A 22,411-nucleotide genomic window follows, 5' to 3' on the forward strand; every position below is an offset into this window, starting at 1 on the left:
CGCCGGGGGCCAGGCGAGGAAGTCCCACATCTCCCTCACCCCGCAGAGCCCGCCCGCCCCCGAAACCGCTTACCGCCCCACCCCGCACGGCGGGTACCGTGCCCGGATGCACAGCAACGACAACAACGGCAGCGGGAGCGGCAACGGGGACGGCAACGGCAGCGCCCCCACCTGGGACGTCCTGCTGATCGGCGGCGCCTCCGGCGTCGGCAAGAGCCGCGCCGCCGCCCGACTCGCCCGGCACAGCGGCGCGTTCGTGGTCGAGTTCGACGACGTCGTCGCCGCCCTGCACGCCGCCACCACCGCCGAGAGCCACCCCGGCCTGCACCACTTCGACGGCCTCGACGACCCCGACGACCCCGACGCGCTGCCCGCCGACCGCGTCCTGGAACGTCAGATCGCCACCGCCCGCGCCCTGGACGACGCCCTGCTCGGCGTGGTGCGCAACCGCCTCACCGTCGACGTGCCCGCGATCGTCGAAGGCGACTACCTCACCCCGGCCGCCGCCGCCCGCGCCGCCGCCGAGGCCGCCGGGCAGGGCCGCCTCGTGCGCGCCGTGTTCCTGCACGAGGGCGACGCGGCCGGCATCAGCGCCAACTACGCCGACCGGGAACCCGACTGCGGCCCGCAGCAACGCCGCGCCGCCGTCAGCGCCCGCTACTCCCACTGGCTCGCCACCCAGGCCCGCACCCACCGCCTGCCCGTCCTGGACTGCCGCCCCTACCCCACCCTCGCCGACCGCCTCCGCCACGCCCTGGCCTGACGAAAGGGGTTCAGCGGTGCTGATCGTGGTGAGCGGCGGGCCGGGCAGCGGGAAGACGACGCTGGCGCACGCACTGGCGCGGGCCCTCGGCTGCCCGGCGGTGTGCCGGGACGAGCTGAAGGAGGGCCTGGTGCACGCGGGCACCCGGTCCGCGAACCCGAACGAGGTGGTGCGCGCGGCGTTCTTCGACGTCCTGGGGGTACTGGTGCGCGCGGGGGTGAGCGTGGTGGCGGAGGCCGCGTACCAGGACCGGCTGTGGCGCCCCGGCCTGACCCAACTGGCCGAACACGCCGAACTGCGGATCGTGCACTGCCGGGTGGACCCGGCAGTGGCCCGCGCACGGATCCGGGCCCGCCTGGCGGCGGACCCGCGCCGCGCCGCACACGCCGACCACGCACTCCTCGCCGCCCCGCCCGGCCCGGGCAACCTGCTGGACGACTTCACCCCGCCGTCCCTGCCGGTGCCGCACCTGCACGTGGACACCACCCACGGCTACCGCCCGCCGCTGGCCGACATCGCCGCCTTCGCCACCGGACCCGGCGACTGACGGACGTCCGAACTGCTCGGCCTGGTCCGACACGGTCTCTTCGTTCATCGCCGCCGGGCGCGACGCGCCCGATCACGGTCTGCCCGACCATGACGCCAAGGCGCGGTCGACAGTTCGCCAGTGAGTCCAGCGGTTCGCCGAATCAACTCCGCACAGCGGCAGTCGAGTTCAGATTCCCGCAGGCGTTCGACGGGCTTCGCGCGGACGGCGCCTCCGCGGGCCTGCCGCGCCCGGCCGTCCGTTTGCGGGCAGCGCGCGAGGGGGAGGTCCCCGCGCCGGGTGCCGCTTGCGGGCGAGGCGCCGTGACCTCCGTGATCGCCGTGGCGTCGACCGCCACCCCGACGGCCGTACCTTGACGGTCCGTCCGCCATTGCCGGCCCCTCCCTGTGGGCCGCCGGGATGACTTCCCCAGCGTGCCGAATCGGCCCGGATGGTGTATACGGCATAGTCGTTTCGTCACCTTATGACGTATTTATGCCGCCATCCACGCGTCCCGTGAACACCCTGGGGAGTCCCCGATGCCCGAAGTCAGACGCCGCTGGGGCTTGGCCCGAGCCTTCGAGGCACCAGGGAGAGCCGCCCCGAATCGGCGCGGCTGGTCCGGAGTGCTCGCGGCCGTGCTGATGCTGGCGCCGGTGCCGCTCGTCCCGCTGCTGGCCGCCCCCGCCGCGCACGCGGCTCAGGCGTGCCCGGCGGATGCCGGCTACACCGACTGCCTGTCCTTCGCCTACACCGGAAGCGACCAGGACTTCACCGTCCCCACCGGGGTCTCCTCGATCAGGGCGAAGGCCTGGGGTGCGGGTGCGGCCGCCGACGGCGACACCGCCGCGGCCGGCCGCGAGCACGCGAACCGGCCGGGCGCCGCCGGCGCCTACGCGACCGCGCTGCTGGAAGTGACGGCCGGACAGCGACTGACGGTGGTACCGGGCCAGGGCGGGCGCTCGCACCCCGACGACGCCGCAGACTCCCCGGCGGCCCGCAACGGCGGCGCCTCCACCATCCGGTCGGGCCAGTCCCACACCCCAGCGGACACCCTGCTGGCAGCCGACGGCGGCACGGCCACGAGCGCGACTGAGACCGCGACCCCGAGCGGCGCCGGTGTTGCCGGGGCCGGTGCTGCCGGGGCCGGTCCTGAAGACGGGTCGCAAGGCCTTGCCCCTCACGTGACCGAGCGCCAGTACGTCACCGGGGCGGCCTTCGGCGGCTTCGCGCCGCCCATCACGGACGTCAACGGCGCCGACACCGGCGCCAACACCGGCGCCGACGCGGCGAAGGGCGGCGGCCACAGCGGCGACGGCGGCAACGGCCTCGTCGTGCTGGAGTGGAAGGATCCCGGCGCCGGCGCCACGACGGCAAAGGCCGACCCCTCACCGGCCTCGACACCCACCGGCCAGAGCAGCGCTCCAGGAGCCCCGTCCCCCGAGACCACGCCATCCGCAGCGGCCGGACCGGCCGCCCCGAGCAGCGCGGCCGCCGCGCCGAGCGCCGCCCCGCTCGGCCGCTTGCCCCGGGCACCCGGCGACCCCCTGGACTGCACGGGCAACACGATCTACGCCATCCAGCGCGGCTCCTCCACCGCCGCGACCGGCACCCTGCTCGCCCTGGCCGCCGGCACCGTCGGCGGATCCAGCGTGACCGCGACGACGGTCAGCACGCTCCCCGCCGGGTCGGGCTTCACCAACGCCCTCGGCATCACCGACGGCGGCACCGCCGCCTACGTGGTCGACCAGACCCCGACCGTCGCCGGGTCCGTCAACGTGTACGGCTACAACGCGGCCACCGGGGCCTGGACCACCTACACCGGATCCGCCGGCGCCACCACCGACTCCTTCGTCGCCGGCGCGGTGAACCCGGCCAACGGCATCTACTACTACGCCAGCTTCGAACCCGGTACGGCGACCACGCCCGGCGTGGCCACCCTCTACGGCTTCAACACCGTCACCAACACCGCGATCCCCGGCGTGATCGCCACGTTCGACCTGCCGGTCACCGGAGCCTCCGGCCCCAACGGCGACATCACCTTCGACGCGGCCGGCAACCTCTACGTCCTCTCCTCCGTCGGCACCGACGCCGCCATCGGTCGGGTGGCCGGGCCGATCCCCACCACGGGGTCGGCCACCGGTGTGCCGCTGACCGACACGGTGCTGAGCACCCTGCCCAACCCGAACAGCAACTCGTTCAACGGGGCGGCCTTCGACAACGCCGGAAACCTCTACATCGAGTTCGCCTCGGGGAGCACCACCTACCTGGAGCAGCTCAACCCGAACACCGGCGTGATCACGGCCGGGCCCACGCCGTACTCCAACAACGCGTTCCTGTCCGTGGACCTCGGCGCCTGCTCCACCAACCCGACCCTGACCCTGCAGAAGAACATCGTCGGCCGGTTCGCCGAGTCGACCACCTCGAACGACCAGTTCGGCCTGGCGATCACCGGCGGCGGCATCACCCAGGGCAACACCGCCACCACGACCGGCACCAGCACCGGCGTCCAGGCACCCCCCGCCGGCCCGGTCATCGCCGTATCGGGGACCACCTACACACTGACCGAGACCGCCGCCTCCGGCAGCCTCGCCAACTACACCACCGCCTACGACTGCGTCGACACCGCCAACGGCAACGCCCCGGTCGCCTCGGGCACCGGAGCGACCACCTTCAACCTGCCGTTCCCGCCCACGGTGGAGGGCAAGAACAGCCCGATGGTGCTCTGCACCTTCACCAACACCCCGGTCCCCGCGACGCCCTCGCTCACGATCGTGAAGACCGCGTCCCCCACCACAGTCACCGCCGTCGGGCAGGTCGTGGACTACAGCTTCCTGGTGACCAACACCGGGAACGTCACGCTGACCGACGTCACGGTGAACGAGACCGCGTTCTCCGGCACCGGCACCCCGCCCGTGATCACCTGCCCGGCAGGCGCCGCCTCCCTCGCCCCCGGCGCGTCGGTGACCTGCACCGCCCCCTACACAGTGACGCAGGCCGACATCAACGCGGGCTCGATCACCAACACAGCGACGGCGACGGGCACTCCGCCCACCGGCCCGCCGGTGACCTCACCGCCCTCCAGCGCAACCGTCACCGCGACACCGGCTCCGGCGATCACGATCATGAAGACCGCCTCCCCGACCACGGTTTCGACCGTCGGGCAGGTCGTGAACTACAGCTTCCTCGTGACCAACACCGGCAACGTCACCCTCACCAACGTCACCGTGAACGAGACCGCGTTCTCCGGCACCGGCACCCCACCGGTGGTGACGTGCCCGGCAGGCGCGGCCTCCCTCGCCCCCGGCGCGTCCGTGACCTGCACCGCCCCCTACACGGTGACGCAGGCCGACATCAACGCGGGCAGCATCACGGACACCGCGACGGCGACCGGCACACCGCCCACCGGCCCGCCGGTGACCTCACCGCCCTCCAGTGCAACCGTCACCGCGACGTCCAACCCGGCGCTCACCATCCTGAAGTCGGTGGATGCGACGGAACTGACCGGTGCCGGCCAGGTGCTGCACTACTCCTTCCTGGTGACCAACACCGGCAACGTGACCCTCACCAACGTCACCGTGAACGAGACCGCGTTCTCCGGCACCGGCACCCCGCCCGTGATCACCTGCCCGGCAGGCGCCGCCTCCCTCGCCCCCGGCGCATCCGTGACCTGCACCGCCACCTACACCGTCACGCAGGCGGATGTCGACAGTGGGAAGGTCACCAACACGGCGACGGCGACAGGTACCCCGCCCACCGGCCCGCCGGTGACGTCCCCGCCGTCCTCGACCAGCGTCCCGAACACCCCGGCCCCGGCGCTCACCATCGTCAAGTCCGCCTCGCCGAGCACGGTTTCGGCCGTCGGGCAGGTCGTGGACTACAGCTTCCTGGTGACCAACACCGGGAACGTGACCCTGACCAACGTGACGGTGAACGAGACCGCGTTCTCCGGCACCGGCACCCCGCCCGTGATCACCTGCCCGGCAGGCGCCGCCTCCCTCGCCCCCGGCGCGTCCGTGACCTGCACCGCCAGCTACACCGTCACACAGGCTGATCTCAACGCCGGCAGCATCACAGACACCGCGACGGCCACCGGCACACCGCCCACCGGCCCGCCCGTAACCTCACCGCCCTCCAGCGCGACCGTCACCGCGACGTCCAACCCGGCGCTCACCATCGTCAAGTCGGTGGATGCGACGGAACTGACCGCCGTCGGCCAGGTGCTGCACTACTCCTTCCTGGTGACCAACACCGGCAACGTCACCCTGACCAACGTCACCGTGAACGAGACGGCGTTCTCCGGTAGCGGCACGGCGCCCGTGGTGACCTGCCCGGCCGGCGCCGCCTCGCTCGCCCCCGGCGCGTCCGTGACCTGCACCGCCACCTACACCGTCACACAGGCCGACCTGAACGGCGGCAAGGTCGCCAACACGGCAACAGCGACGGGCACTCCGCCCACCGGCCCGCCCGTGACGTCCCCGCCGTCCTCGACCAGCGTCCCGAACACCCCGGCCCCGGCGCTCACCGTGGTGAAGTCGGCTTCCCCGACCACGGTCACGGCCGCGGGTCAGACCGTCGACTACAGCTTCCTGGTGACCAACACCGGGAACGTCACACTGACCGACGTGACGGTGAACGAGACGGCGTTCTCCGGCAGCGGCACGGCGCCCGTGGTGACCTGTCCGGCAGGCGCCGCCTCGCTCGCACCGGGTGCGTCCGTGACCTGCACCGCCACCTACACCGTCACACAGGCCGACCTGAACAGCGGGAAGATCACCAACACCTCGACGGCGACGGGCACTCCGCCGTCCGGTCCGCCGGTGACCTCCCCGCCGTCCAGCGCGACGGTGACCGCGAAGCCGCCGCACGGCCACCTGCCGAGCACCGGCTCGAACACCCACCTGGCCGGGCTGGCGGGGAGTCTCCTGCTCCTCGGCGGTGGGCTGGCGCTGGTGACGCGCCGCACCCGTCGTCGCGGCTAGCAACGGCGGCTGACGGCGGCGGTCCCCGGAGCATGGGCTCCGGGGACCGCCGCCGTTCTGTGCCCGTCCGTCGTCCGTCCGTCGTCCGCCCGTCGTCCGCCGTCTCGCAGGTGAGGGGCGGACGACGGAACGCCCCTCAGCCGAACGGATGAACCTCCGCCACCGCCAGGCCCGCCGAGCCCGCGCCGCCCGCACCGGCACGGTAAGACAGGCCGGGCCCCTCCGCGGTGACACCGGTGTGATCGTTCCTGGCGCCGCCCACAGCCGAAGGAAGTACGAGATGCGCGAAACCAAGCACAAGGCCCGAGCGGGTGCCGCCGCCGGCATCGCACTGCTCGCCCTCGCCGCCCTGTCCGGCTGCCGCCAGCCCCACAGCGGTGGCAGTCAGGACGTGCAGGCCGCTACGGCCGCGCCCTCCGAGGACGCTGCGAGCAGCGGTGAGATCGCCGTGCTGGAGCAGCCGACGCTGCCGCCGCCGTCGTCCGTCGCCAACGACCAGGAGAAGCGCAAGCAGGTCACCATCGGCACCTGCGAGGCGACCGAGGACGGCTGGCGCGCGGCCGGCACCGCGGTGAACCCCGGCGGCCAGGACGCGGACTACCGGATCGTCGTCTACTTCACCTCGGCGAAGGCCACGGTGCTTGCTCTCGGCGACACCGCGCTGAACGTCAAGGCCGGCCGGAGCGGCGCGTGGGAGGTGCGGCAGACGTTCCACGCCCCGCAGGGGACCCTCTGCGTCCTGCGGGGCGTCGCCTAGTCCAGCAGGACTTCGTGATCGTGCGTGACTTCGTGCGGCCAAAGGTCAGGTGTCCTGGGAGTGGACCAGCCCATTCAGTTGCATGGTCAGGGCGTTGGAGAGCCGGTGGTACTCCGCGCCAGGTACCACCGCTCAGGCGTCGAGCGGCTTCCGGTAGACCAGGCGGACGGTGCTCTTGGGGTAGGTCTTCCGCCAGTCCACGTCCCAGCCGCGCCGCGCTGCGACGACGGCCACGCCGCCGGCGCCGATGCTGCGGTAATAGCGCTTCTCGACGTCGAACGCGGGGTCGGTCTCCTTGTGCTTGTACCTGCTCCCCGCGTTCCACGCACGGCGTTGCCGCTCGGCCCGCAACGCCTCGGTGGAACGCCGCTCGAGGATCTCGTCGGTCCAGGCTTCCCACTCCTGCTGCGTACCTCGGCGCTCAAGGTGGTACCTGCGCGGCGTCAGTGTGTGGTCGACGAGACCTCTCCGGATGTTGCTGTCGCTATTCCCCAGCAGCGAGCCGACGACATCCGCCACGGCCACCACGCTCCAGGGCACCAGGTACAGCCACTGCAGCGTGAACTGCAGGGCGAGCCCGACGGCCGAGCGCTTGGGCAGCGGGCCGACATCCAGCCCGGGGGGTGCGGGGGTGTACCAGTCGCTCACCCGAAGGCCTCCGTAATCCTGGACCGGTCGGGCGGTGTCACCGAGGCAGCAGCCTCCGTGGCCGCGCCGGGCTTGTTGTAGACCACCGTGTCGGCCATCCGCGCGAGCATGGTCACGTACTCGGGGAAGTCGGCAATCGACGGCGTGCTCAGCCGACAGACCAGCAGGGTGTCCGCGCCGGGCACGGGGATGTACGCCTCGGCCTGGGCGAGCTCGAGCGAGGTCGGTTCGCCGGCCTGCTCGGTGAGGTCCATGATCATGCCAGAGATCGACAGCACCGCCGGTCCGCAGCCGACCTCCGAGCGGATGACCTCATGGGCGGGGTCAGCGGAGAGGAACTCCACCAGGGAGGCAGCGGCGATCTCTGCGTCCGAGGTGTCCGACTCCTCCACCAGGATGACCAGGGTTGCCATGCTGACCTGGTCGTCCTCGGTGCCGAGCAGCGCGAAGCCCGCGTAGACGGCGCCGTCCTCGGCGGCCTCCGCGGCGATGTCCGCGTACCAGCCTGCAACGGTGGTGCGCTGGAACTCCGTACCACCCGACCAGACTTCGGCGGCGACCTCCGCGATATGCGCCGCGCGCTGATCCTCGGGCAGGGAGACGCCCAACGAGTGGAAGACGACCGGGACCTCCCAGCGGATGTCCAGCTCGTCATCGGCCGTCGGCGGTGCGGCGACGCCCTGTTCGACCGTCACGATGTCACTTCCTGGTAGAGCTTGGGCGCGTGCACGACGAGACCGCTGCCCTTGACGCCGATCTGGATGCCGCGCGACCACCACGACGAGGCGCTCAGGACATCCTTTCCGGCCTTGCCCAGGGTGGTGGTGGCACCAGGTAGGTTCCGGAGCGGAGTCTTGGTGAAGATCGGCGCGATGACCTTGCTGTGCAGGAGACCACCGGCCATGTGTGCGCTCTCGATGGCCTTTCCCGCTTCCAGCAGCTTCGCTCCGCCGGCCGCGAGGGAGCCCTCGGCCTTGATGGCCTTGACTCCCATGGCGATGCCCTTGACGCCTTTGGCCGCGCCGCCGACGAAGGGGACCACGCCCACTCCGTCGAGCGCGATCGTCGTCCAACTGACGTTGGCGCCGCCGAGTTTGGCCAGGCCGTGAGCCCCGAGGGCGACGCTGGAAGCGCCGGCCGCGGCCACGCCGAGGGTGGCGGACAGCGGCGGGCACCACATGGTGGCCAGCGCTGCGATGCCGAGGACTGCCGAGGCAGCGCCGGCGATGTCACCGACCTTCTTCAGGACGTCGGCGTGCTTGTGCGCCCAGTCCTTGATGCCCTTGCCGATCTTCTTGAAGCCGTCGGCGAGCTTGCTCCACGTGCTGATGTGCGGCGCGCCGTGGTTCGCCGTGCGCAGGGCCTTGGCGGTCCGGTCCGAGTCGTGCTGGTGGTGCTTATGGAGCTCCTTGGCCTGCTTGACGATGCGGTGGAGCTCGTCCTCGATCGACGAGAGCTCCCGCGACGCGGTCTCCAGCTGGAGGTTGGCCGTCTCCAGTTGCTGCCGTGCCGTCCTGATCTTGTTCTCGGCCTCCGCCAGCTGCTGGCCGTCGGAGAAGCGGTAGCCGACCAGCCGGAAGGCGGGATCGTCCGCCGCCCGGTTGTAGCGGGAGGTGGCCTCGCCCTTACGTGTCTCCGCCTCCTTCAGCCGCCTCCTGGCCCCCTCGGCCTCCGCCTCGTAGCGCTTGGCAGTCTCCTGGTAGCTCACCAGCTGCTTGCTCCACGAGGACAGTTGGGTGGACGCGGCCTTCAGCGCATCTACGCTGTCCGCCATGGTCTTGGGCAGCTTGCCGACCTTCTGGGCGAAGCCCTCCGCAGCCTTGCCCTGCCAGGCGCTGCCGCTGTGGCTGATGGACACCAGCGTGTTGTGCGCGCTCTCCAGCGCGCCGGCGGTCGAGGTCAGCTTGGACACCAGGACATCCACACTCTCGGGCCTGCCGGGCGCGGGGTCGAAGCCGAGGGCCGGGAAGTCGCGGTCACCGCTCATGCCGCAGCCCCCTTGCCGAAGGCGTCGCGAATCGCCTGCTCTGTCTCCGTATAGTCCTTGGCCGTCTCACGGAGCTTGTCCTCGATCTGCGCCGTACCGTCCGAGATCAACTTGATCGCGTCGTGCCAGCTGTCGTGAAAGTCGTCGCAGGCACGGTCCAGTGACGTGCTGCCGGTGCTCTTCGGGCCGATGTCGCGCATTGCGTTGAGTGCCGCACGCAGGTCGCACTGGCCATGTTTCAGCTGTTGCAGCAGTCGGTCCAGCTCGTTCACCTCAACGCGGAAATAGTCCCCCACAGCGCACCGCCTCCTTGAGCTGATGGATGGTCAGTTCAGCCCAGCCTATGACGCGCGATGCCTGCACTCCGGGACAACTTCCAGAAACCGCAAGAGTATCGGCGTGAAGCTCTCCGCGCGGTCGTGCTGGGGCTCCCCGATCCCGGATATACCTACCCAGGTGCGCACTGCCTCGCCGGGGCGGTGGCGTGATGGCCAAGCCCTACATCAGGGAGCAGCCGGACGGCACCCGCAGGGACAACACGCGGGGGATGCTGCGGTGTGAGCGGCAGGGGTGGCAGATACTCGCCGGAAGCCGCTACGCGGTCCGCTACGAGCCCCGTACGGCGAACGACTGCCGACCGTGGACTGACGGGGCGGTTCGGTACTGGTCGCGTGACTGCTGGGCCGTCCCGCACCACCGGGCCACACACACGTCGTAGGTCTCTCCGGACAGCGAAACGCCCCGTTCGGCCAAGTGCCGGGCGGGGCTCTGTCGTTGGTGCTGACCTGCGGCTAAGCTGCACAGAACTGGTAGTCACGTGTGTTGATCGTCTTCGGTTCCGGCACCTGGTGGAAGTACAGCTGCGGGCCCTCCGGCAGCATCACCGCAGTCTCCGGATCGCCCGGGCCGTCCTCCGGATCCAGCGGACAACCGAGCACCTCACTCCAGAACCGGGCCAGCCCATAGGCATCCGCACAGTCGATCGCCACGTTCTGCAACACCGAGACCATGTACGAGAGCCTGCCCGAAGCACCGCCCGGTCCGCCATCGACTTGCGGCCGGGCAGCACCAGCACTGTCGTCGCAGGCCCTGGCGTCTAACGCGGTGGCGTCCGGCCCTCGTCGCAGGTGGTGCGTTGGCCGTGGAGGAGGAGGGGGACGGCGCGGTTGGCGAGGGCTTCGGCGGCGCGGGCCGCTTGGGCGGGGGCCATGACGTCCGGGAGTTCGTGGGCGGGGACGAAGCGGGCGCCGAACAGGCCGCTGCGGTGCCGGGGCGGGACGGTCAGGCGGGCGGCGGCGTGCTCGGTGACGGTCCCGCCGTCGAAGACCAGGTTCAGGCGCTCCAGGTAGCGGTCGGCCGGGGTGAAGTCGACGGCCAGGACGTCCGCGAGGCGCAGGTTGAGGCCGGTCTCGGCGTGGAGGTGACGGGCGGCGGCGAGGTTGGGCGGCTCGTTGGGCTGGGCGGCGCCGCCCGGGAGGATCAGGCCGTCCATGTAGTCCGGGTCGACGAGCAGGACGTCGCCGCGCGGGTTGCGCACGAGGACGAGGCAGCCGAGCCGACACACCGGCGGCTTGGCGAGGAGGCGGGGGTCACGCATCGGGCGGTTCACTTCCTGAGGGCGGCGAGGAGTACGAGGGAGAAGCCCGCCCACCAGAGCAGGCGGACCAGGAGTTCAGCCGTCATGCGTGAGGCACTCGTAGCGCAGTCCCTTGCGCAGCAGGTCGACGACCCGCAGGAGTGCGGACGGGTGGGCGCAGCCGAGGCCGATGAGGTAGCAGCCCGTCCTGCGGCCGTGCTCCCAATCCACCTCGACGGAGGGCAACTTCACCCCGCCCAGGGCAAGGACGGCCGTCAGGTCGTCCAGGACGTCGGCCGCCTGCCGCCGCTGGTCGGCCGTGGCCCGGTAGACCTTCTCCCCCATCACGCCCCCACCTGCCGCCGAACCTCGAACCCCCGCCAGGCGCTGAAGGCGGCGGAGAACGAGGAGAAGGAGGCCAGCTCACCCGAGGTACCGCTGCGCAGCCACTCCCCCGTCGTCTCGTTCCGCACCCGGTAACACCGGCCCTCCGGGTCCCACCGCACCCCGTAGCCGTGCAGCCGGGGAACTTGGACATCAGCCATGGGAATAACCTTCCGCAGTCGATCCTTCACTTTCTGTGCGGGAAAGACTTGCGGAACGACCCCCTCCTAGGGAAGTATCTGAAGTCGCCAGTTCAGCATGGTTCAGTTGGGAAGCATCATGAACCGTAAGAAGCTTGATCCTGCGTCATCCCCGTACGCGACCCTCGGGATTCAGCTCCGCCGTTCACGCGAGGCACGCGGCCTGACCCAGACGGAACTCGGAGAGGCCATCGCCTACTCCGGCGCCTACATCTCCAGCATCGAACGCGGCATCCGCGCGCCGAGCCGCCGATTCGTCGATCTCGTGGACGAGCACCTCGCCACCGGCGGCACGCTCGGCCTGATGCTCGACCAGCTCGAACACAGCATCCTGATAGAGGGTTTCCCTGAGTACGCCGACAAGGAAGCCGAAGCGACCGTCATCCGGCCCTTCCAGATCGGGGTCATCTCAGGGCTGCTGCAGACTCCCGAGTATGCGGCAGCCTATGAACAGGCCTTCGTACGGCGCGGGATCGTCACTCAGCAGCAGGCCGACGAACGCATGCGGTTCCTCCTCACCCGGCAGGAACGGATCAACCAGCCGTCTCCGCCATACATCCAGGCCGTACTCGACGAGTGGAGCCTGCGACGGCCGATCGGCGGACCAGCGGTGATGGTGGGCCAGCTGGCCCATTTGGAAGAGCTAGCCAGTCGGCCGAACATGACCATCCAGGTAGCCCCGATCAGCCTCGGGGAGAACCGGCCGTTCGCACACCCGGTGACGCTTCTGACGATGCCGAATCGTTCGCTGCTCGGCTATTCGGAGAGCCATCTGCGCGGCCATCTGGAGCGCGACGCCGAAACCCTCGCGGGCTGGGCCAGGGAGTACGATCGGCTGCAAGCCGAGGCACTACCTCTGGCTGCGTCGCTTGAGCTGATCCGCGCAGTACGGAAGGAATTTGAAAGTGCACCTTGACCTATCCGGCGCTCGCTGGCGCAAGAGCACGTACAGCGGCGGAGGGGGCGAATGCATCGAGGTAGCGGACGGCTTCCCCGGCATCGTCCCGGTCCGCGACTCCAAGGACCCCAACGGCCACACCCTCGCCTTCCCCTCCCCCGCCTGGCAGGCCTTCGTCACCGCCGTCCACGCCGGCGAGTTCGACGCCCGGTAGCAGCAACTCCGGCCCCGACGCCCCGATCCAGGGCGGCGGGGCCTTCTCAACCCCTCCACCCGGTTCAACCCGCCGCCGTGACCTCAGGGGGTGATGAACTGATGATCTGGCCCAACACCGTCCGGGCGAACGTCAAGACCGGGCACGACCGGGAGGTGTTCGCCGTCTACCCGTACCGCTCGGCCTGCCCGCAGTCGGTCTGGGCGCAGCTGATCGCCGAGGCCCGGTCCGACATCTTCCTCGCCGGCTACACCAGCTACTTCGTCTGGCTGGAGCAGCCCGCCCTGTTGCAGACTCTGCGGCGCAAGGCCGAGAGCGGCTGCCGGGTCCGGTTTCTCCTCGGGGATCCGGTCTCCGACACGACGCGTCAGCGGGAGCAGATCGAGGACGTGGCGCTCACGGTGTCCACCAGGATCAGGGTCACCCTGGAGAACCTGGCCAAGCTCTCCGGCACCGAGGGCATCGAGGCCCGGTTCAGCGCCCCGGACGACGGCCCGAACCACGTCGGCCTCTCCGTCTTCCGCTTCGACGAACACGCCCTCGTCACGCCCCACCTCGCCCGCACCGTCGGCCACGACTCACCCCTGATGCACCTGCGGCGCAGCGAGGAGAACGGCATGTTCGACCGCTTCGCCGAACACGTCGAAGAACTCTGGTCCCGGGGCAGCGACATCCGTTCCGGCCCGCGCTGACACCTGCGTCTAACCCGGCGCCGGAGTGGGAAGTCATCCCCATCGACTTTCCACTCCGGCCGCAGGAGGCAACCGCGATGGACACCACTTGGCGCAAGAGCACCTATAGCGGCAGTGGCGGTCAGTGCGTCGAGGTCGCCGACGGCTTCACCGGTGTGCAGCCCGTCCGGGACTCCAAGGACCCCGACGGGCCCGTCCTCCTCTTCCCCTCCCCCGCCTGGCGGGCCTTCGTCACCGCCGTCAGCGCGGGTGAGTTCGACGCCCGGTAGCGGCAATTCCTGGGTGGAACAAAGGAACTGTTGGGTGCAGGTGACAGCCTCGTCTCGGCCGTCCAGCCGCCCGTGGGGTCCGTGTAGCCGCGTGCGTCAGTGGTCGGGGGTGTGGGCAGCGGGGCGGACGGCGTCGGGCAGCAGGTGGAGTTCGTAGGGTGTGCAGCAGTCCGACATCTCGCTTCCGACCACGGCGCCGCAGTGGCAGGCGCGGTTGGGTGGGCCGTCACCGGGGGCTCCGCAACAACTGGGTGGCCCGGTCGTTGTTGTGTGCCAGGTGAGGCCGGTCCCGTCCTCGGGGTGCAGGACGAAGGTGTTCCGGGGCCCGGCCGAGACGACGACCGTTCCGTCGAAGTCGCTGATGCACGGGCCGCCGGGGTAGGCGGGGGGCCAGTCGTCCTGGTCATCGGCCGGGACTAACGGCGGCCCGTGCGGCTGCGGATCGACGGCGTAGTGGCCACGGGGCATGGTGGGCGGGGCCTGTCGCCGGCCGTTGACGAGCTCGCCCTCGAACAGGTGCCGGGCAGGAACCGCCGGGAGGGGCTCAAGGTCGGCCGTGAGGGCCTCGCCGCAGGCGGCGCAATGAAAAATCGTCATCGCGGCATGTCTACAGCGACGGCCCTCACGTCACAACATAATTCCGTTCCCCCGCAGGCAGGGGCTCGCTCGTCAGCCGAACCGGAACACCTGGTCGGGCCAGCCGCCGTCGGGTACCGCGCTGTCGAGGGCCTCGCTGATCGTGCGTTCCTCGTAGGCGAAGTGGGATTCCATGATCGCGGTGAGTCCGTCGAGTTCGCGCCCGACCGCTTCCAGCCCGTCGCCGGGCGATTCGGCGGCGTGGTCGGCGAGTTCGCGCACCCTGGTGAGGATGGCGGCGATCATCTCGTGGTCCTCGACGAGCTTGGCGACCGTCCCGGCGAGCTGCGGGCGTTCGCGCAGCAGGTGGGCGAACATGCCCTCGTCCTCGCCCTGGTGGTGTGCCGTCAGCGCGGCGCAGAAGGCCAGGCAGTGGGTGCGCAACGTGTCGTCGCCCGGGCGGCGCTGTCCGATCCCGGCCCTGATGCGGCCGATCCGGCGGCGCAGTTCCTGGTGTGCTCGGGAGAGTTGAAGGCTCAGGGCGACCGCGCGGTCGCCGTCCTGGGAGGCCACGGGAGGCGGTCCCTTCGGTTCCGCACCTCCATGCCTGACGCTGTCCGTCACCGGCACGCGATGCTGGCGCCATCCGATCACGGGCCGCGGCGCCACGGCAAGCGCCGTCGCGGGTGGGTGCCGAAGGCTTCCCCGGACATCGTGGCCCCGCGGCCCGGCTTCCGGCGGGTTCCGAGCGCGGTCGAGCGGCATGCGGGTGGTGACGGCGGGGGCTCCGGCGTCGCCGGACGTCCGCGGCGATGCCGGAGCCGTGCGGGATCCGCGCCGAAGGCCGGCCGGCCGGGCGGGCGCGGTGGACACCCCCGAAGGGGCCCCGGGCGGGGCCCGGGGGCCGGTCAGGCGTCCAGCGGGTGCCAGGCGGGGCCGGGGCCGTCGTGGCGGACGCGGCCGAAGACGACGTCGGCGAAGTGGACGCCGAAGCCGATCGTGTCGGGTTCGGCGAGTTCGGCGACGAGGCGGCGGCGGGATTCGACCGCGCGGGCCGGGTCGTGGTCGACGGACACGGACCACTCGGGGTGGTCGACCTGGACGGGCGAGTGCATGGCGTCGCCGAAGGCGATCAGCCGTTGCCCGCCCGCGGTGACGGTGTACTCGGCGTGTCCGGGGGTGTGGCCGGCGCCGACGTGCACCCGGACGCCGGGGAAGACCTCCTGCCCGTGCGCGACCGTGCGCACGCGCGGTGCCAGGACGGCGGCCCCCTCGACCGCGCCGGGCCCGTCCGGCCGGGCGAGGTGGCCGGCCCATTCCGCCTCGGACACCAGGTAGTCGGCGTGGGCGAAGGCCGGCCGGTCGCCGCCGGGGGCGGGGTGCCAGGCCCAGCCGGTGTGGTCGGAGTGCAGGTGGGTGAAGGCCACCGCCTCGATGTCGTCCGGCCGGCGGCCGAGTTCGGCGAGGTTGTCGAGGAGCGCGCCGCCGTGGCCGGGGCCGTGCGGGACGCTCGGGTCCGCCGGCAGCGAGCGGGGCCCGAAGCCCGCGTCGATCAGCAGGGCGCGCCCGGCGTGCTCGACGAGCAGCGCGCCGACGGTCGCGACGAACTGGCCGGAGGCGTCGAGGTACTGCGGGCGCTCCGCCCACGTCCGGTCGGTGGTCTCGGGCAGCCAGCCGCGCGGCGGCAGCAGGACGACGCCGTCCGGCACGAAGGTCACCTTCGTGTCGCCGAGCTGTACGGAGCGGATGCCGGAGGGCCGTCGCAGCCGCTCGTCCCGGTGGGCCGCGTCGGCTTCGAAGTTCGCCATGGTCCCTTCCCCTCTTCGGTGTCGGTCCGCCGCCGGGCCGGTGGCGACGGCGGCGGCCTTGCCACCGTAAGCATCAAGCTAGAAAGATTCAAGATATAAAGGTTCAAGTGATAAATATGATGGCTTGATGGACTCGCTAGGATGGAGCCATGACGACGCCCCCCCGACCGCAGGCCACCCCCGAATGGGAGCTGTGCGGCCTGGTGAACGGGCTGGCCCAGCAGATCGCCGACCACGTCCGCGAACGCGCCGTCACCCTGGGCCTGACCGCGCCCCAGGCGACCGCGCTGCGGGAGATGACCGGGCCGCTGACCATGCGCGAACTCGCCCAGCGCATGAACTGCGAGCCCTCCAACACCACCTTCGTCGTCGACCGGCTGGAGAAGCAGGGCCTGGTCGAGCGCCGACCGCACCCCACCGACCGCCGCGCCAAGCACCTCGTCCTCACCGCCGAGGGCGCGGCGCTGCGCACGCGCCTGCTCGCGTTCCTCACCCAGGACTCGCCGCTGGCCGGACTCACCGCCCCCCAGCAGCACGCCCTCCGGGACCTGCTCGAACTGGCCACCCGCCTCTGCCCCGGCCAGCCGCCCGGCCCGGCCGGAGGCCGCCCGCCGGGCCGGTAGATCGGCGCGGGCCCCGCACTCCCCCGGCGCAGCGGCCAGGTCCTGCCCGGTCGGCAGGGCGCGCGCCGGGTGTCGGGAACGCCGGGTGACCGTGACCGTGTTCGCGTGGGCGGCCTGCGACCGTGACCGTGTTCGCGTGCGCGGCCTGCGACCGCCCCCGATCGCCGGACCGCTGACCAGACTGCCCGGCTTCTTCGCCCTGGAACCCGGGCCGTGGGGCGCCCCGCTCGCGCCCTCCGACGCATGCCTGCCGGTCTTCGCCGGGGTCCCTGCGTCGGCGATCCGGACGGCGACGGGTTCCCGGTGTCCGCGGGGCCCCGGAACACCGCGGTCCTGCACCCCGATGACGCACCGTCACTCCAGCCGCATCCCGGTGGGAGGCATTCCCGGGGGGCTGCCACCCCGACGACCCGAGCGGCATGAACCAGCTGTGCCCCTGCGGCGCGAAGGCGGGCACGCTGATCAGCGAGTGCAGCACCGCGTACGAGCCGCACCCGGGCCCCGGCCGGGTGCGCGCGATCACGGGCTGAGCCTGCGGGCCCTACGCGGACGGCGCACCCGTGTCCGCGTCCGCGGCGGGGGTGGCCAGGCGGTGGCGGGCCGCGGCGAGGAGTTCGTCGGACAGGGCGGGGTCCTCGCTGGCGCGGGCCAGGAGGAGGGCTCCGACCATGGTGGACAGGTCGGCGAGGGCGCTCTCGCGGTCGGCGGCGTCGGGCAGGTGCTGGAAGCCGTCGGCCAGGTCGCGCAGTCCGGCGGTGAAGGCGGTGCGCAGCGGGGAGCCGGGTTCGGCGCGGGCCGCGTCGGCGGCCAGGGCTGCGGCGGCGCAGCCCTGGCCGGGGTTGTCGCGGTGGGGGGTGGAGAGGTAGCGGGCGAGGAACTCGGCGCGGGGGGTGGGGTGTTGGGCGGCGGCCGGGTCGGGGGTGGGGTCGTCGGCGAGGCGGTCCATGGCTTCGCGGCGTTCGGTGAAGGCGGCTGTGAGGGCTTGGGCGACGAGGTCGTCCTTGGAGGTGAAGTGCCGGTAGAAGCCGCCGTGCGTCAGGCCTGCGGCGGCCATCGCCTGGGGGACGCTGACCTGGTCGGAGCCCTGCTCCCGGATCAGTCTGGCGGTGTGGTCGATCACCTCCTGGCGGTGGCGTTCGGCCTCGGCCCGTGACACGCGGGGCATGCCTGCGTTCCTTTCCTCGTCCTGCGGCGGTGGTGGTCCTACTTTCCCATCCGGGCTTCCCCATCCAGTTTAGATGATGGTAATAATCTAAACGTTGCGGTACCCCGGCTGCGGGCGCCGCCTTCCGAGAGCGAGGAACACGCACATGACCGTGATCGACGGCTCCACCGCCCTGGTCACCGGAGGACTGCGCGGCCTCGGCCGGGCGTTCGTCGGGGAACTGCTGGCGCGCGGCGCGAAGAAGGTCTACGCCACCGCCCGCACCCCCGTGCCCAGCGAGGACGGGCGGGTGGAGGTCCTCGCCCTGGACGTCACCGACGACGCCTCGGTGGCCGCCCTGGCCGAGCGCGTCCAGGACGTCGACCTCGTCTTCAACAACGCCGGCGTCCTGTACCCGGGAGCGCTGCTCACCGGCGACCTGCGGCAGGTCCAGGAGACCTTCGACACCAACGCCCTGGGCCCGCTGCGCATCGCCCGGGCCTTCGCGCCGGTGCTGGCGGCCCGTGGCGGCGGGGCGCTGGTCGACATCCACTCCGCGCTGTCCTGGGGCGCGGGCGCCGGCGCCTACGGCGCCTCCAAGGCCGCCCTGTGGTCCCTGACCAACTCCCTGCGCCTGGAGCTCGCCGCCCAGGGCACCCAGGTCGTCGGCGTGCACCTGGGCTTCGCGGACACCGAGATGGTGGCGGCCCTGCCCGTCGACAAGATCCCGGCCGCCGAGGTGGCCCGCATCGTCCTGGACGGCGTCGAGCGCGGCGATCGCGAAGTCCTCGTCGACGACCTCACCCGGGCGCTCAAGTCCGCGCTCCCCGGCCCGGTGGAGGGCCTCACCATCCCCATCCGCCGCTGAACCGCACCCCGCCGAAACCCGTCGAAACCCGCCGGCCACCGCCGGCCGACACCGAGGAGAACACCCATGCCCCTGTGGCACGTCTACCACCCTCCCGGCACCTACACCCCCGGGCAGAAGCAGCAGCTCGCCGCCGACATCACCGGGTTCTACACCCGCTTCGGGCTGCCGAAGTTCTACGTGATGACGCTCTTCCACGAGATCGGCGCCGACTCCTTCCACGTGGGCGACCAGCCCGCGCACGACGCGGTGCGGATCGTGGTCGAGCACATCGCCCGGCACACCGAGGACCCCGACCTGCGCAAGCGCACCCGGGAGGCCCTCGCCGCCCTCCTCGCGCCCCACACCACCGGGCGCGGCCTGTACTGCGAGTTCCACATCGACGAGACGCCCCGGGACCTGTGGATGATCAACGGGATCGCCCCGCCCCCGTCCCAGAGCGAGGCCGAACAGCTGTGGGCCCGCGAGAACCGCCCGATCCCCTACTGATTCCCTGCCGATCCCCTGCCGACCTCCTGCCGATCCCCTTCCGACCTCCTGCCGATCCCCTGCCGACCTCCTGCCGATCCCCTTCCGACCTCCTGTCGACGGACGCCCCGGCACGGCGCCGCCACGAGAAGTCGGACAGGTCGACTTCCCACTCCAGGACCCACCGACCCGGCACCCCGCGGGCGGTGGGTCCTGGCGGATCCAGGCAGGTTCAGGCAGGTTCAGGCAGGTTCAGCCGTCGAGGGCGGCAGGCGCACCGGCGAGGAGGGCGTCGAGCAGGCCGGGGAAGCGGGCGTCGAGGTCGGTGCGGCGCAGGCTGACGAAGCGGTTGCGCCCGGCGACGCGGGTGGTGGTGACGCCGGCCTCGCGCAGGACGCGCATGTGGTGGGAGACGGTCGACTTGTGGAGGTGGTCCAGGCCCAGGTCGCGGGGGGCGCAGGAGTGTTCGGCGCCGTCGGCGTAGCTGAGCAGCAGGGTCATCCGGACGGGGTCGCCGAGGGCGTGCAGGACCGTGACGAGGTCGATGTCGGCGGTGGTGGGCTGGGGCAGCCGCTCGTCTTCGGTCATGGCGCGTGGTCCTCGTCGGCTGGACATTGGTTTGACAATCATCCACCCATCCCTAGTGTTTGACGAGCGTCAAACTGTTGCCCTATCGTCAAACAATCGGGGGGCTTTTCCATGCCCGTACGCCTGCTCCTGCTCGCCCTCGGCACCTTCGCCATGGGCACCGACTCGATGGTCGTCGCCGGCATCCTCGGCCCGGTCGCCGCCGACCTGGGGGTGTCCGTGCCGGCCGCGGGCCAGCTGGTCACCGTCTTCGCGCTCGGCTACGCGCTGCTGGCCCCGGTGCTGGCCGCGCTCACCGCCCGTTGGCCGCGCCGGCGGCTGCTGCTGACCGCGCTCGCGGTGTTCAGCGCGGCCAACGCGCTCAGCGCGCTCGCCCCCGACTACGGCCTGCTGCTGGCCACCCGGGTCCTGGCGGCGGCCGGGGCCGCGCTGTACACGCCGACCGCCAACGCGGTGGCCACCACCCTGGTCGCCCCCGAGCGGCGCGGGCGGGCACTGGCCACCGTGCTGGGCGGGATGACGGTGGCCACCGCGCTGGGCGTGCCGCTGGGCACCTGGGTGGGGCGCAGCGACTGGCGGATGACGATGTGGCTGGTCACCGCGCTGGGCGTGGCGGCGCTGGCGGGGCTGGCGCTGCTGCTGCGCGACCTGCCGGCGCCGGTGGCGGCGCCGGGGCTGCGGGCGCGCCTGGCGCCGCTGGGGCAGCGGCGGGTGCTGGGGGCGGCGGCCACCACGCTGGCGTTCTTCCTGGCCTTCCAGTGCGTCTACATCTACCTGGCCACCGCCGTCTCGGGGGCGACGGGGGGCGATGCCAACCGGCTGAGCCTGGTGCTGCTGACGGCGGGCGTGATGTCGGTGGCGGGCAGTTGGCTGGGCGGGCGCCTGGTGGACCGGGTCGGGGTGCGGCGGGTGCTGCTGACCGGCTCGACGGTGGCGGCGGGCGCGTTCGCCGCGCTGCCCTGGCTGGGGCGCAGCATGCCGGGGGCGCTGGTGTACGCGGCGGTGGTGCCGCTGGCGGGGTGGGCGGTGTCGGTGGCGCTGCCGCACCGGCTGGCGTCGATAGATCCGGGCAACGCGCCGCTGCTGATCTCGCTGAACAGCAGTGCGCTGTACCTGGGGACGGCGGCCGGGGGTGTGGCGGGCAGTGCGGCGATCGCGGTGCTGGGCGGGCGGTGGTTCCCGTTCGCGGCGGCGGGGCTGGCGCTGGTGGCGGCGGTGACGGCGGCGGTGACGGCGGCGGCGACCACCCGGGACGGGCGGGCGGGTGCGCCGGGTGCGCCGGGGGCGGGGGCGGGGGCGGGGGCGGACGCGCCGGCGGCGGGGGTGCCGGCGCCGGCGCGGTCCTGAGCCCCCGATGGGCCGATGGGTGCAGGCTCTCAGCGGGCGGAGCCGAGGTCGCGGTCGGTCTCGGCTCCGGCGAGCAGCAGGGTGGTCTCCTCGATGCGGCGCAGGCGCCCGCAGGGGGCGTACTCGCCGAAGAGGTAGACCTCCATGGAGACCCGGGTGCCGTCGGTCTTGAGGACGTCGACGGTGTGCCGGGTGGCGGTGCGGTCGCCGTCGTGGAGTTCGTCGTGGATCTCGACGCGGCCGGAGGCGACCACGGCGCGCAGGTGGCGGATGTGGTCGGTGAAGGCGGCGCGGTCGCTCCAGCGGCCGTCGGTGCGCTGGCGGTAGTCGGGGGTGAAGTGGCGCTCGACGGCGGTCTCCAGGTCGAGGCCGGGGGTGAGGAGGAGGTCGTCGAGGGCGGCGGCGATGGTGGTGCGGGGGGCGGTGGCGGGCATGGGGGGTCCCTTCTCGGAATCCGAAGATACGTGCGTGGCGCACGCTTCATGGAAGGAGCGTACCCCAGGAACGCGTGCGCCGCGCACGCTATGATCGAGGGGTGGACCACACCCCCGAAATCCCCGACCCCGACCCCGACCCCGTTCCTGAAACCGCCCCCGCTCCCGGAACCGCCCCCGGCCTCGGGGACTCCGTCGCCCAGGCCCTGGCCGTCCTGCTGCGCCGCCCCGCCCGCGCCGCGCTCTACCGGCGCCTGACCGAGGGCCTGGGCGAGGCGGTGGACGAGGTCACCTACCCCGTGCTCTCCGGCCTGGCCCGCACCGGGGCGCGCAGCGCCGCCGACCTGGCCGCCGAGATCGGCCTGGACCGCTCCGGGGTCAGCCGCCGCGCCACCCGTCTGGAGGAGGCGGGGCTGCTGCGCCGCGAGGCCGACCCGCACGACCAGCGCGCCACCCTGCTGACCCTCACCGGCGCGGGGACGCGCACCGTGGCGGTGATGCGCCGGCGCCTGGCCGGCGGCATCGAGGACGCGCTCGCCTCCTGGCCGCTCGGGGAGGCCGAGGCGTTCGCCCGGTCGCTGCGGCGCTTCACCGAGCAGGGCCCGTTCGGCTGAGCACGGACGCGCCGCAGAACACGCGCGGGAACCGGGCCCGGGGAA

The 22,411-nt window shown here is 72.2% G+C and carries 25 protein-coding genes and 2 pseudogenes; 13 read left to right on the top strand and 14 right to left on the bottom strand.

The annotated features are described in order from the left end of the window. Window positions 1–106 precede the first annotated feature (106 nt). The 4 genes and pseudogenes from ACIPLC_RS31685 (at window position 107) to ACIPLC_RS31700 (ending at window position 7,028) form a co-directional block, all read left to right on the top strand. Entirely contained in the window at window positions 107–763 is a 657-nt protein-coding gene (locus tag ACIPLC_RS31685; RefSeq protein WP_400476474.1) for an AAA family ATPase, read from the top strand. A gap of 13 nt (window positions 764–776) precedes the next feature. After that, a pseudogene (locus ACIPLC_RS31690) lies at window positions 777–1,310 on the top strand (AAA family ATPase); the annotation flags it as partial. A gap of 518 nt (window positions 1,311–1,828) precedes the next feature. Next, window positions 1,829–6,271, top strand: coding sequence for a beta strand repeat-containing protein (locus ACIPLC_RS31695; protein ID WP_400476475.1), 4,443 nt, complete (start codon window positions 1,829–1,831; stop codon window positions 6,269–6,271). Window positions 6,272–6,551: 280 nt separating this feature from the next. Beyond that, window positions 6,552–7,028 (top strand): hypothetical protein, encoded by a 477-nt coding sequence (locus tag ACIPLC_RS31700; RefSeq protein WP_400476476.1) that lies wholly within the window; start codon window positions 6,552–6,554, stop codon window positions 7,026–7,028. A gap of 132 nt (window positions 7,029–7,160) precedes the next feature. Here the strand turns inward: ACIPLC_RS31700 and ACIPLC_RS31705 are convergent, their stop codons facing one another. The 8 genes and pseudogenes from ACIPLC_RS31705 to ACIPLC_RS31740 form a co-directional block, all read right to left on the bottom strand. Continuing rightward, window positions 7,161–7,676 carry a hypothetical protein gene (locus ACIPLC_RS31705; protein WP_400476477.1) on the bottom strand — a complete coding sequence of 172 codons (516 nt, stop codon included), beginning with the start codon at window positions 7,674–7,676 and terminating at the stop codon, window positions 7,161–7,163. Further along, window positions 7,673–8,371: a hypothetical protein gene (locus ACIPLC_RS31710; RefSeq protein WP_400476478.1), complete on the bottom strand. Its 699-nt coding sequence runs from the start codon at window positions 8,369–8,371 to the stop codon at window positions 7,673–7,675. The genes ACIPLC_RS31705 and ACIPLC_RS31710 overlap by 4 nt, the downstream gene beginning before the upstream one ends. Further along, on the bottom strand, window positions 8,368–9,663 hold the full coding sequence (locus tag ACIPLC_RS31715; protein ID WP_400476479.1) for a putative T7SS-secreted protein: 1,296 nt from the start codon (window positions 9,661–9,663) through the stop codon (window positions 8,368–8,370). The genes ACIPLC_RS31710 and ACIPLC_RS31715 overlap by 4 nt, the downstream gene beginning before the upstream one ends. Then, the gene (locus tag ACIPLC_RS31720) at window positions 9,660–9,959 is read right to left on the bottom strand and encodes a WXG100 family type VII secretion target (protein WP_400476480.1); all 300 of its coding nucleotides are present in this window, start codon (window positions 9,957–9,959) and stop codon (window positions 9,660–9,662) included. The genes ACIPLC_RS31715 and ACIPLC_RS31720 overlap by 4 nt, the downstream gene beginning before the upstream one ends. A gap of 519 nt (window positions 9,960–10,478) precedes the next feature. After that, window positions 10,479–10,673 (bottom strand): annotated as a pseudogene (locus ACIPLC_RS31725) (VOC family protein); the annotation flags it as partial. Window positions 10,674–10,759: 86 nt separating this feature from the next. Continuing rightward, entirely contained in the window at window positions 10,760–11,260 is a 501-nt protein-coding gene (locus ACIPLC_RS31730; RefSeq protein ID WP_400476481.1) for an NUDIX domain-containing protein, read from the bottom strand. A gap of 75 nt (window positions 11,261–11,335) precedes the next feature. Next, a complete protein-coding gene (locus tag ACIPLC_RS31735; RefSeq protein WP_400476482.1) occupies window positions 11,336–11,584 on the bottom strand; it encodes a hypothetical protein in 249 nt (82 codons plus the stop codon). Next, window positions 11,584–11,784: a hypothetical protein gene (locus tag ACIPLC_RS31740; RefSeq protein ID WP_400476483.1), complete on the bottom strand. Its 201-nt coding sequence runs from the start codon at window positions 11,782–11,784 to the stop codon at window positions 11,584–11,586. Before ACIPLC_RS31740 ends, ACIPLC_RS31735 begins: the two co-directional genes overlap by 1 nt. A 118-nt stretch (window positions 11,785–11,902) precedes the next feature. On the opposite strand from ACIPLC_RS31740, the gene ACIPLC_RS31745 reads away from it, so the two are divergent. The 4 genes from ACIPLC_RS31745 to ACIPLC_RS31760 all read left to right on the top strand — a co-directional run bounded on the left by ACIPLC_RS31745 (window position 11,903) and on the right by ACIPLC_RS31760 (window position 13,896). Then, window positions 11,903–12,739, top strand: a complete 837-nt coding sequence (locus tag ACIPLC_RS31745; protein WP_400335715.1) for a helix-turn-helix domain-containing protein — start codon at window positions 11,903–11,905, stop codon at window positions 12,737–12,739. Further along, window positions 12,729–12,935, top strand: coding sequence for a DUF397 domain-containing protein (locus tag ACIPLC_RS31750; protein WP_400335718.1), 207 nt, complete (start codon window positions 12,729–12,731; stop codon window positions 12,933–12,935). The genes ACIPLC_RS31745 and ACIPLC_RS31750 overlap by 11 nt, the downstream gene beginning before the upstream one ends. Before the next feature lie 101 nt (window positions 12,936–13,036). Next, window positions 13,037–13,627: a DUF5919 domain-containing protein gene (locus tag ACIPLC_RS31755; RefSeq protein WP_363623924.1), complete on the top strand. Its 591-nt coding sequence runs from the start codon at window positions 13,037–13,039 to the stop codon at window positions 13,625–13,627. Between the two features lie 77 nt (window positions 13,628–13,704). Beyond that, window positions 13,705–13,896, top strand: a complete 192-nt coding sequence (locus ACIPLC_RS31760) for a DUF397 domain-containing protein (RefSeq protein WP_400476484.1) — start codon at window positions 13,705–13,707, stop codon at window positions 13,894–13,896. A 96-nt stretch (window positions 13,897–13,992) separates the two neighbouring features. On the opposite strand, the gene ACIPLC_RS31765 is transcribed toward ACIPLC_RS31760, so the two are convergent. From ACIPLC_RS31765 to ACIPLC_RS31775, 3 genes are all read right to left on the bottom strand, one after another. Continuing rightward, window positions 13,993–14,493 (bottom strand): hypothetical protein, encoded by a 501-nt coding sequence (locus ACIPLC_RS31765; protein ID WP_400476485.1) that lies wholly within the window; start codon window positions 14,491–14,493, stop codon window positions 13,993–13,995. A gap of 72 nt (window positions 14,494–14,565) precedes the next feature. Continuing rightward, window positions 14,566–15,045, bottom strand: a complete 480-nt coding sequence (locus ACIPLC_RS31770; RefSeq protein WP_400335726.1) for a hemerythrin domain-containing protein — start codon at window positions 15,043–15,045, stop codon at window positions 14,566–14,568. Window positions 15,046–15,380: 335 nt separating this feature from the next. Beyond that, window positions 15,381–16,280 (bottom strand): MBL fold metallo-hydrolase, encoded by a 900-nt coding sequence (locus tag ACIPLC_RS31775; protein WP_363623917.1) that lies wholly within the window; start codon window positions 16,278–16,280, stop codon window positions 15,381–15,383. Between the two features lie 149 nt (window positions 16,281–16,429). Here ACIPLC_RS31775 and ACIPLC_RS31780 point away from each other — a divergent pair, with 149 nt between their 5' ends. Then, window positions 16,430–16,903, top strand: a complete 474-nt coding sequence (locus ACIPLC_RS31780; protein ID WP_363623915.1) for a MarR family transcriptional regulator — start codon at window positions 16,430–16,432, stop codon at window positions 16,901–16,903. A gap of 541 nt (window positions 16,904–17,444) precedes the next feature. On the opposite strand, the gene ACIPLC_RS31785 is transcribed toward ACIPLC_RS31780, so the two are convergent. Beyond that, complete coding sequence (locus tag ACIPLC_RS31785; RefSeq protein WP_400476486.1) at window positions 17,445–18,068, bottom strand: TetR/AcrR family transcriptional regulator; 624 nt, start codon at window positions 18,066–18,068, stop codon at window positions 17,445–17,447. A gap of 145 nt (window positions 18,069–18,213) precedes the next feature. On the opposite strand from ACIPLC_RS31785, the gene ACIPLC_RS31790 reads away from it, so the two are divergent. Both ACIPLC_RS31790 and ACIPLC_RS31795 read left to right on the top strand, forming a co-directional pair. Next, window positions 18,214–18,915 (top strand): SDR family oxidoreductase, encoded by a 702-nt coding sequence (locus ACIPLC_RS31790; protein WP_400476487.1) that lies wholly within the window; start codon window positions 18,214–18,216, stop codon window positions 18,913–18,915. 66 nt (window positions 18,916–18,981) lie between these two features. After that, window positions 18,982–19,404 carry a tautomerase family protein gene (locus ACIPLC_RS31795; RefSeq protein ID WP_363589180.1) on the top strand — a complete coding sequence of 141 codons (423 nt, stop codon included), beginning with the start codon at window positions 18,982–18,984 and terminating at the stop codon, window positions 19,402–19,404. Window positions 19,405–19,635: 231 nt separating this feature from the next. Here the strand turns inward: ACIPLC_RS31795 and ACIPLC_RS31800 are convergent, their stop codons facing one another. Next, on the bottom strand, window positions 19,636–19,971 hold the full coding sequence (locus ACIPLC_RS31800) for an ArsR/SmtB family transcription factor (protein WP_400476488.1): 336 nt from the start codon (window positions 19,969–19,971) through the stop codon (window positions 19,636–19,638). A 111-nt stretch (window positions 19,972–20,082) separates the two neighbouring features. Here ACIPLC_RS31800 and ACIPLC_RS31805 point away from each other — a divergent pair, with 111 nt between their 5' ends. After that, window positions 20,083–21,318 (top strand): MFS transporter, encoded by a 1,236-nt coding sequence (locus tag ACIPLC_RS31805; protein WP_400476489.1) that lies wholly within the window; start codon window positions 20,083–20,085, stop codon window positions 21,316–21,318. 29 nt (window positions 21,319–21,347) lie between these two features. Here the strand turns inward: ACIPLC_RS31805 and ACIPLC_RS31810 are convergent, their stop codons facing one another. Further along, a complete protein-coding gene (locus tag ACIPLC_RS31810; protein ID WP_400476490.1) occupies window positions 21,348–21,752 on the bottom strand; it encodes a nuclear transport factor 2 family protein in 405 nt (134 codons plus the stop codon). 206 nt (window positions 21,753–21,958) lie between these two features. On the opposite strand from ACIPLC_RS31810, the gene ACIPLC_RS31815 reads away from it, so the two are divergent. Next, complete coding sequence (locus ACIPLC_RS31815) at window positions 21,959–22,366, top strand: MarR family winged helix-turn-helix transcriptional regulator (RefSeq protein WP_400476506.1); 408 nt, start codon at window positions 21,959–21,961, stop codon at window positions 22,364–22,366. Window positions 22,367–22,411: the final 45 nt, after the last annotated feature.

This window comes from Kitasatospora sp. NPDC086801, assembly GCF_044745805.1.
Classification (GTDB): domain Bacteria; phylum Actinomycetota; class Actinomycetes; order Streptomycetales; family Streptomycetaceae; genus Kitasatospora.

What these genes read in the sequence shown, in the direction of transcription:
- ACIPLC_RS31685 (WP_400476474.1), top strand. Translation starts at nt 107, where the DNA reads ATGCACAGCAACGACAACAACGGCAGCGGGAGCGGCAACGGGGACGGC.
- ACIPLC_RS31695 (WP_400476475.1), top strand. Translation starts at nt 1,829, where the DNA reads ATGCCCGAAGTCAGACGCCGCTGGGGCTTGGCCCGAGCCTTCGAGGCA.
- ACIPLC_RS31700 (WP_400476476.1), top strand. Translation starts at nt 6,552, where the DNA reads ATGCGCGAAACCAAGCACAAGGCCCGAGCGGGTGCCGCCGCCGGCATC.
- ACIPLC_RS31715 (WP_400476479.1), bottom strand. Translation starts at nt 9,663, where the DNA reads ATGAGCGGTGACCGCGACTTCCCGGCCCTCGGCTTCGACCCCGCGCCC.
- ACIPLC_RS31730 (WP_400476481.1), bottom strand. Translation starts at nt 11,260, where the DNA reads ATGCGTGACCCCCGCCTCCTCGCCAAGCCGCCGGTGTGTCGGCTCGGC.
- ACIPLC_RS31735 (WP_400476482.1), bottom strand. Translation starts at nt 11,584, where the DNA reads ATGGGGGAGAAGGTCTACCGGGCCACGGCCGACCAGCGGCGGCAGGCG.
- ACIPLC_RS31740 (WP_400476483.1), bottom strand. Translation starts at nt 11,784, where the DNA reads ATGGCTGATGTCCAAGTTCCCCGGCTGCACGGCTACGGGGTGCGGTGG.
- ACIPLC_RS31745 (WP_400335715.1), top strand. Translation starts at nt 11,903, where the DNA reads ATGAACCGTAAGAAGCTTGATCCTGCGTCATCCCCGTACGCGACCCTC.
- ACIPLC_RS31755 (WP_363623924.1), top strand. Translation starts at nt 13,037, where the DNA reads ATGATCTGGCCCAACACCGTCCGGGCGAACGTCAAGACCGGGCACGAC.
- ACIPLC_RS31760 (WP_400476484.1), top strand. Translation starts at nt 13,705, where the DNA reads ATGGACACCACTTGGCGCAAGAGCACCTATAGCGGCAGTGGCGGTCAG.
- ACIPLC_RS31765 (WP_400476485.1), bottom strand. Translation starts at nt 14,493, where the DNA reads ATGACGATTTTTCATTGCGCCGCCTGCGGCGAGGCCCTCACGGCCGAC.
- ACIPLC_RS31775 (WP_363623917.1), bottom strand. Translation starts at nt 16,280, where the DNA reads ATGGCGAACTTCGAAGCCGACGCGGCCCACCGGGACGAGCGGCTGCGA.
- ACIPLC_RS31780 (WP_363623915.1), top strand. Translation starts at nt 16,430, where the DNA reads ATGACGACGCCCCCCCGACCGCAGGCCACCCCCGAATGGGAGCTGTGC.
- ACIPLC_RS31785 (WP_400476486.1), bottom strand. Translation starts at nt 18,068, where the DNA reads ATGCCCCGCGTGTCACGGGCCGAGGCCGAACGCCACCGCCAGGAGGTG.
- ACIPLC_RS31790 (WP_400476487.1), top strand. Translation starts at nt 18,214, where the DNA reads ATGACCGTGATCGACGGCTCCACCGCCCTGGTCACCGGAGGACTGCGC.
- ACIPLC_RS31795 (WP_363589180.1), top strand. Translation starts at nt 18,982, where the DNA reads ATGCCCCTGTGGCACGTCTACCACCCTCCCGGCACCTACACCCCCGGG.
- ACIPLC_RS31800 (WP_400476488.1), bottom strand. Translation starts at nt 19,971, where the DNA reads ATGACCGAAGACGAGCGGCTGCCCCAGCCCACCACCGCCGACATCGAC.
- ACIPLC_RS31805 (WP_400476489.1), top strand. Translation starts at nt 20,083, where the DNA reads ATGCCCGTACGCCTGCTCCTGCTCGCCCTCGGCACCTTCGCCATGGGC.
- ACIPLC_RS31810 (WP_400476490.1), bottom strand. Translation starts at nt 21,752, where the DNA reads ATGCCCGCCACCGCCCCCCGCACCACCATCGCCGCCGCCCTCGACGAC.